This window comes from Chamaesiphon sp. VAR_69_metabat_338 (assembly GCF_031423935.1).
GTDB lineage: Bacteria > Cyanobacteriota > Cyanobacteriia > Cyanobacteriales > Chamaesiphonaceae > Chamaesiphon.
Map to the genome: position 1 here is coordinate 1 of NZ_JANPGM010000476.1, position 7,500 is coordinate 7,500.

The following is a 7,500-nucleotide window of genomic DNA, read 5'->3' on the forward strand; positions in this document are numbered from 1 at the left end:
TGAATATCGGAGGTGGAAATAAAGGTGTGAATCCGCGAATGGACTGCGGGTTGCAAGGCTTCAGCGGCGGCTTTGATGTCTGCTGGGATGGCGCGAGCCAAGCTACAGATCGTCGGGCCATCTTCGGTACCGACCAATTTGGCAATCTGTTTGACTGCGTCGAAATCCCCAGGGCTAGCAAAGGCGAATCCCGCTTCAATTACATCTACGCCGAGCCGCGCCAGTTGGCGGGCGATCGCAATTTTCTCATCTACGTTGAGCGTGGCACCAGGAGCCTGTTCGCCGTCGCGCAGGGTGGTATCGAAAATAATGATGCGATCCGATCCTGGTTGTTGAGTCATAGTGTTAGATCTCTCAAAAGAATAATGAATTAATCACAAAAGTTACTAGTAGATTCAAGATTCAAAGCAGCAAACATCAAATTAATTAATCTGATGATGGTGTATTTTAGTCTGAATCATTTTTGTCTATATTTAAGGTGACAGATTAACTAAAAGCGATCGCAAATTTGCGTTGGTGAAAATTAACTTTTGGTTAATCTGCCACCTAGATAAGCAATAGCAACTCAGACAATTGGGCGGACATTATTTTGATTTTTTGACGTTCTAACACTCGATCGGTTCTCCTATAGGGAATCAACTTTTTCGATGCGATCGCGAATGTCGTTGAGATCGATATAGCGATCGGTGACATTGCGTAGTTCGCGGGCAATCATCCCTTCTGTAGAGATGACAGTGATGTGGGTGTTTTTCGATCTCAGCAACTCGATCGCTCGCTCGAAGTCCCCATCGCCACTAAATAGCACGACGCGGTTGTACTGATCTACAGTATTAAACATATCGACCACGATTTCAATATCGAGATTTGCTTTTTGGGAATAGCGACCGGAGGTATCATCGTAGTACTCCTTGAGAATTTTGGTGCGAACTGTGTAACCCAAGCTGATCAGTGCATCGCGAAACCCGCGTTGATCTTGAGCATCTTTAAGTCCGGTATACCAAAAAGCATTAATAAGCATTAACTCTGGTTCTTTCGTGAAATACTCCAGCACGCGCCGAGGATCGAAAAACCACCCATTTTTTTGTTGGGCATAAAACATATTATTGCCGTCCACAAAGATGGAGAGACGGTTAGCAGCAGAAAACATTATAAATATTACCTAGTTATTTTTATAGTTAAAGTAAAGCGACTCTCCACATACGAACACAGCAAAGTTTCGCGAACGGAGAGACTGCACCAATGCAGATCTGCAAAATCTGAAATTTAGCTAAATTAGGTTAGCATAACGCTCTAAGGCTAGGAATTAACCAGCCGTAGCGGTACAGATAACGAAAGATCGGACTGGGAGATGTAAAGTTTAGCTAGTTAATTTAAAGATATAGAGCATAATAATCGGGCTGGAAACTGCAGATCGATCGGACGAGTGGGTCAAACAACCATCAAAGCAGAACGTAAGCACCAAGATCGCAAAATTTAGGTCGAGCCGAACCGCACCTGCAAAGATTGAACAATTAGCATAATAATTTAGGAGAATAATCTATATATGAGTTCCATCTTACCAAACTTCGTGTGTTTGAGCTAACAGTCTTTAAATACCAAAAATATTGCGTGAATTTACTTATTCGGTAACGATTGCGATCGATATTAGCGCGCATGGGTCGGCCAAACGATCGCGGATCTCGATCGTACCCACCCAGCTATAACTATTCGCCAGCTAGCGATCTACCGTCAATTCCCAAAAATAGACCCGCCACAATACTATAGATCGTCAATCGCTAGTCAAAATTTGGGCAACATAACTAAGAGTAGTCGCACAAAGTCATCTAGTCGAGCTATGGTAAACTCCCGCAATTTTCCAGCACCACCGCCACCAGCACCCAGTCTATCAACTCATTTTCCCCCGCCGCCGCCTAGTTTAAGCGCGCCCGCAACCGCTCAGGAGCGCAAACCTAGCTACAAATTACCACCAGGACAGCCGTCGATCGGTACTTTGGTAGCCGAAGCGTTCGAGGCTGGTTATTCGGATATCCATGTGGGTGTCGGCGAAAATCCTCGCTTTCGCAATCGCGGCGAGATTCAAACTACCGATTACCCAGAAACCGATCTCGCCACCTTCATGTCCTGGTTGCATGAAGTTTTGAATGAGGAAGATATTCGCACATTTCAAGAGAAATTAGACTTCGACGGAGCGACCCAGTACGATTTTGCACGAGTACGGATCAATGTATTTGACTCACTTTACGGCCATGCCATGGTGATGCGATTGATTCCGATGCAGATTGCCACGATCGAGGAATTGCGCTTACCACCAGTATTTCGCGATGTCTGCTACCAGCACAAGGGCTTAATTCTGGTGACAGGGCCGACGGGTTCGGGTAAATCGACATCGATGGCGGCGATGGTCGATTTTATGAACAAAGAAATGCCGCGCCACATTATCACGATCGAAGACCCGATCGAATTCATTCACAAAAGCAAGCGCGCGCTAATTAAGCATCGGGAAGTCGGCGCGAACACCCTGATGTTCGATACCGCCCTCAAAGCGGCACTCCGCGAAGATCCCGATGTCATCTTGGTCGGAGAAATGCGCGATCGCGAAACGGTCAATACCGCGCTCAAAGCCGCCCAAACCGGACACTTAGTCATCGGTACCTTGCACACCAACAGTGCGATCAAAACGATCGAGCGGATTCTCAATCTGTTCAAACCCGAAGAACAAGCCGTGATGCGCGTCTCGCTGGCTGAATCTCTCGTCGCCGTGATCTCCCAAGGGTTATGCCGGACCACTGACGGGAAACGCGCAGCCTATCACGATATCTTAATAAATACCGAAACCTTCAAAGACTACGTGCGGGATGGTAAATACGATGAGATCGCCCCACTGATGACCGACGGGGAATTCGACGGGATGATTACGATGAACAAATCCTTGTTCGCCCTCTACCAAGAAGGCCGAATTACCGAAGAAACTGCCCTCGAACTCTCGCCGACACCCAATGAAATGGCGATGATGTTACGTGGCAAAATTTAGGTTTTAGCAGTCCTAATCGATCGCGATTTGACGATCCAAAAGAGCTGAGGCAATCGCCTTAGCTCTTTTTTTGGGACTAGCAGCCGATTCCAAGATTACCGATTTCCCGATCTAGATATCGGGAACACAAAACTTAATTAAATGTCTTGATAATATTAAGAACGTTGATATTCTTCATTAAATTTATTCCCCATGTCTAGATCCATCTTGTCCCAATCGATCGCCGCAACCCTGGGTATCGCCGCCGTAGCCACAGGTTTGTTTGCGAGTATCTCCAGTCACGCGCAAAGTGGCACACCAGGTACGACAACGACCCCAGTACCTACCACTACTACACCTGCTACGACTACACCTAGTGGCGGTTCGACTGGTACCCCAGGTACGACAACTCCTGGTGGTAGCACGTCTACTCCTACCAAAAAAGCACCTACTGGCAAGACAATTGTCAGTCTGGCATCTGGCAATAAAAATTTCACGACTTTAGTTAAGGCTCTCAAAGCCGCAGATCTCGTCGATACATTATCGGCGGAAGGCCCTTACACCGTATTTGCACCAACCAATGCGGCATTTGCCAAATTACCTAAAGCCACCCTGGCTAATCTGCTCAAGCCAGAAAACCAAGAGCAACTTAAAAAAGTGCTCACTTATCATGTCGTTCCTGGATCTGTAACCTCCAAGCAGCTCAAGGCTGGCTCGGTGGCTACAGTTGAAGGCAGTAATGTCACTGTTAAAATCAAAGGCAAAAAAGTCACGATTAATAATGCCAATGTCATCCTTGCTGATGTCAAAGCCAGCAACGGTGTCATTCACGCGATCGATACCGTCTTAATTCCCTCTACTAAATAGTCGATCGTGACTATTGACTAATTTTAAAGGTGGGTATTACCCACCTTTAATTTTGTCTGGATTGGCACTTATTGATGCTGGTAGCCAGCCACCCACGCGCTAATAGCGATCTCTACCATCACCAGCTCTAGCTCGACGATCCGAGTGCTAATTTGCTAGCTCTAATTTGTCAGCAAATACGGACAAATAATTAATAAGTACTAGCAGATTTTCACAGCCATTTTTGACTAGCTAGATTAATAATCATGTAAAGTTTTTTTAACATATCCCCAAATATCGAGCTAGATTATCTATATTGATAACACCAGGTTAAATTGATCCCCGACATGGGATTGACCAAAACGCATCAGTTTTAGCCAGTATCCATCTAGATAGCCGGAGCCAATAAAATGCAATTAACTAAAAATAGCACCATTCGTAAAAGTCGTTACATCGCTACAGCAAAGAGCTTCTTGATTTGGTGTTTTGCTCTAACAGTAACCCTGTTGGTAGTTGGTTTTCCGTTAGTTGTGTTGATGGCGACAATTGGTGCCCTGCTGTCGGTGACTTTGCACCACATCTTGCCCGTTAGTGCGGTATTACTGGTTGCTGGTGGCACGATTGCCTTAAATATTTTGGCTGTAGTTGTCGGTGCTGGATTACTCACCGCAAAAGGCATTCATCCGCAAGACGTCCGCTGGTTGAGCTGGTTGCATGGCGACGCAAATCCCGTCAGCACCACTACTTATGCCACTTGTCCGCTGACATGCGACATTGACTCTTAAAAAAACTGCTTACTTCTATTCTAGTTATTTTTCCCTGAATCTCATCATCAGCTCGGTAATTACCGAGCTGTTTTTGTTTGGTTGCTACTTGACTGGCAGATCGAATCGCCCAGATTCAGACACAGCGATCGAGATTACCGATCGACTCGTCCATCGATCGGCTAAAATTGCCATGAGTCAAAATGATACCAATTTAAAAAACTGGTGTGAGTCCGCCATAGAAGAAGAGGTAGCGATCGACGATCGACTGTCTCGATTTTACTATCAACGATCGACTATCAACTATCAACTATTTAGCTTATGATGCGCGTTTGTTTTACGCTCGGAACTCGTCCCGAAGCAATTAAATTGGCTCCTGTGATTCGGACATTTCAGGCGTCGAGTAAATTTACCACCCAGGTGGTACTAACTGGGCAACATCGGGAAATGGTCGCCCAAGTGATGGAGATTTTTGGGCTGAAGGCCGATCGCGATCTGGAGATCATGCAGCACCAACAAACGCTCACAGATATTACCCAGCGCAGCCTGCAAGGATTGGAAAAATTATTCAAAGAGATCGAACCCAACTTAGTTATCGTCCAAGGTGACACTACTACCGCCTTTGCTGCTGCGCTAGCCGCATTTTACCAACAAATTCCGATCGGGCATGTCGAAGCTGGATTGCGCACCGATAATATCTATAATCCCTTTCCTGAAGAAGCCAATCGGCGATTGATTTCCCAAATTACGCAACTACATTTTGCCCCCACCAGCCTCGCCGTCGCCAATCTCCACAAATCAGGCGTGACGGGCGAAATCCATCAGACGGGTAATACCGTCATCGACGCACTCCTCACCGTGGCCAAATCCCAGCCACAGTGCGATATCCCTGGTTTAGACTGGAGCAAATATCGGGTGATTCTCTCTACCGTCCATCGGCGCGAAAATTGGGGCGAACCATTACAGCAGATTGGTGCTGCCATGCTCCAGATCTTAGAGAAATTTCCCGATACCGCTTTATTACTACCCCTCCATCGCAATCCCACCGTCCGCGAACCGCTGACCCAAATTTTGGGCGAACATCCCCGTGTCTTCCTCACCGAACCGCTCGACTATAGCCAACTCGTCGGTGCAATCCAGCGTAGTTACTTACTCCTCTCTGACTCCGGCGGCATCCAGGAAGAGGCTCCCAGTCTGGGTAAGCCTGTCTTGGTGCTGCGCGACACTACCGAGCGTCCTGAAGCCGTTACGGGCGGTACTGCGAAATTAGTCGGCACGGATGTCGCCAGAATTACCGCTGCTGCCAGCGAACTCCTCAGCAATCCGCAAGCATATCAAGCGATGGCAACGGCAATCAATCCGTTCGGGGATGGGACTGCTTCGATGCAGATTTTGACTGCGGTGGAACGGTTTTTTAAGGTGTGAAATTTAGAGGATGTTTGGAAAGTATCATAGAGCACTCGTAAACCCTAGAAAATCCCCCCTAGCCCCCCTTAAAAAGGGGGGAACCGGATCGAAAGTCCCCCTTCTTAAGGGGGATTTAGGGGGATTCCCACAAATGCCGGTATAAACAGATCGATCTTGTCCGTATTTCCAAACATCCTCTTAGAGATTGATTCTTTTTCGGTGCGTTACGCTTCGCGGTAACACACCCTACGATCTGATGCTCTTTGCTAATGGTTAATCTATTTCTGGAGATTCAATAATCTTCAACGGTTTATCTAACCATTCGCTGACTTCAAATGCCAACCATTCCATCTCAGATTCGTGTTCGATTCCACCCTGCATCCCACCGAGTTGGATCGATTTTACCCCAAGTTCGATCTTCATTGTGGCAGGTTTGCTGACTCGATCGCCATCAGAGTCGCGATCGAAATGTTCTCTCGTAAAAATTAGTTGCGTTATTTCTTGCCTGGGTTCTGGACGTTCTCGGCTAACTTTGCGATCGAATAAAGTTTTGATGAGGTAAATTTCCTGTGAATCGATCCGCAAATAGGTTTTGCCACACAAAGTAAACAGGCAAGCGTAAGCCAGACAACCACCAACCACCCAAAAAGGTAGTGAAAACATCATCAAAAAGATATTTCCAGGGAACGGAACTTGAGCTGCCATCAATGTCCAGACTGTAATAAAACTATTCCAAGCAATGGCAAATGGAGCGATAAATAAAAGTACGGGATGGAACCCCATCGGCGGAATATAAATCTCAAAAAAATTACCGCTTTTGGTCAGCTGGATTTTAGTCCCAAACGGCTTATTGCCGAGGTCATTAGTTTTCATAGTTACTCAGTGCGATCGTACTGCATTCTCTCCAATCTTAAGATGCCCCTCAGATCTCCAAATCCAACGCGATTCGACTTGGGTGAAATCAACTGAAGGCTTAATAAGTTTTCAGTGGTTTATCCAACCATTCACTGACTTCATGTGCCAAGTACTCAACATCCGCTTCATGCTGGATGCCTCCACCAGAGCCACCAATGACGATCGATTTCACGCCAATTTCAATCTTGAGTGCAGCAGGTGTATCTTCGTTATTATTCCGACTAGCGTGTTTGCGTGTAAAAATCAGTTTAGTAATTTCGCGTTTGGGTTGGGGAACTTCGCGGTTAATTTTGATACCAAGTATAGTCTTAATTAAAGAGATTTCATGTCGATCGATCCGCAAATAGGTTTTGCCAAATAAAGTAAACAGGCAAATATAAACCAGAGAACCGCCAGCAGCCCAAAAAGGTAATGAAAACAGCATAAACGCGATGTTTCCTGGGAAGGGAACTAAAGCAGCCGACAATAATGTCCACTGGAAAATGCCCCAAATCCAAACAACAGCAAATGGAGCGATAAAGAAAACTACGGGATGTAGACCAATTGGTGGAATATAGC

At 46.2% G+C, this 7,500-nt stretch carries 7 protein-coding genes and 2 pseudogenes; 5 read left to right on the forward strand and 4 right to left on the reverse strand.

The window, feature by feature from the left end:
• Positions 1–341, reverse strand: a pseudogene (locus RMO84_RS13165) (2-isopropylmalate synthase); the annotation flags it as partial.
• A gap of 284 nt (positions 342–625) precedes the next feature.
• A complete protein-coding gene (locus RMO84_RS13170; RefSeq protein ID WP_309733960.1) occupies positions 626–1,147 on the reverse strand; it encodes an NYN domain-containing protein in 522 nt (173 codons plus the stop codon).
• 594 nt (positions 1,148–1,741) lie between these two features.
• Here RMO84_RS13170 and RMO84_RS13175 point away from each other — a divergent pair.
• The 5 genes from RMO84_RS13175 to wecB all read left to right on the forward strand — a co-directional run bounded on the left by RMO84_RS13175 (position 1,742) and on the right by wecB (position 6,045).
• Positions 1,742–3,031: a type IV pilus twitching motility protein PilT gene (locus tag RMO84_RS13175; RefSeq protein ID WP_396135851.1), complete on the forward strand. Its 1,290-nt coding sequence runs from the start codon at positions 1,742–1,744 to the stop codon at positions 3,029–3,031.
• Positions 3,032–3,223: 192 nt separating this feature from the next.
• Entirely contained in the window at positions 3,224–3,877 is a 654-nt protein-coding gene (locus RMO84_RS13180) for a fasciclin domain-containing protein (protein ID WP_310488911.1), read from the forward strand.
• A 389-nt stretch (positions 3,878–4,266) separates the two neighbouring features.
• Positions 4,267–4,641: a hypothetical protein gene (locus RMO84_RS13185; RefSeq protein ID WP_310488912.1), complete on the forward strand. Its 375-nt coding sequence runs from the start codon at positions 4,267–4,269 to the stop codon at positions 4,639–4,641.
• A complete protein-coding gene (locus RMO84_RS13190; protein ID WP_310488913.1) occupies positions 4,631–4,945 on the forward strand; it encodes a hypothetical protein in 315 nt (104 codons plus the stop codon). The genes RMO84_RS13185 and RMO84_RS13190 overlap by 11 nt, the downstream gene beginning before the upstream one ends.
• Complete coding sequence (gene wecB, locus RMO84_RS13195; protein ID WP_310488914.1) at positions 4,942–6,045, forward strand: non-hydrolyzing UDP-N-acetylglucosamine 2-epimerase; 1,104 nt, start codon at positions 4,942–4,944, stop codon at positions 6,043–6,045. The genes RMO84_RS13190 and wecB overlap by 4 nt, the downstream gene beginning before the upstream one ends.
• A gap of 255 nt (positions 6,046–6,300) precedes the next feature.
• Here the strand turns inward: wecB and RMO84_RS13200 are convergent, their stop codons facing one another.
• The gene (locus RMO84_RS13200; protein WP_310488915.1) at positions 6,301–6,900 is read right to left on the reverse strand and encodes a hypothetical protein; all 600 of its coding nucleotides are present in this window, start codon (positions 6,898–6,900) and stop codon (positions 6,301–6,303) included.
• Positions 6,901–7,000: 100 nt separating this feature from the next.
• Positions 7,001–7,500 (reverse strand): annotated as a pseudogene (locus RMO84_RS13205) (serine/threonine protein kinase); the annotation flags it as partial.

Coding starts and splice junctions, on each gene's coding strand:
- RMO84_RS13170 (WP_309733960.1), bottom strand. CDS start 1,147: ATGTTTTCTGCTGCTAACCGTCTCTCCATCTTTGTGGACGGCAATAAT.
- RMO84_RS13180 (WP_310488911.1), top strand. CDS start 3,224: ATGTCTAGATCCATCTTGTCCCAATCGATCGCCGCAACCCTGGGTATC.
- RMO84_RS13185 (WP_310488912.1), top strand. CDS start 4,267: ATGCAATTAACTAAAAATAGCACCATTCGTAAAAGTCGTTACATCGCT.
- wecB (WP_310488914.1), top strand. CDS start 4,942: ATGATGCGCGTTTGTTTTACGCTCGGAACTCGTCCCGAAGCAATTAAA.
- RMO84_RS13200 (WP_310488915.1), bottom strand. CDS start 6,900: ATGAAAACTAATGACCTCGGCAATAAGCCGTTTGGGACTAAAATCCAG.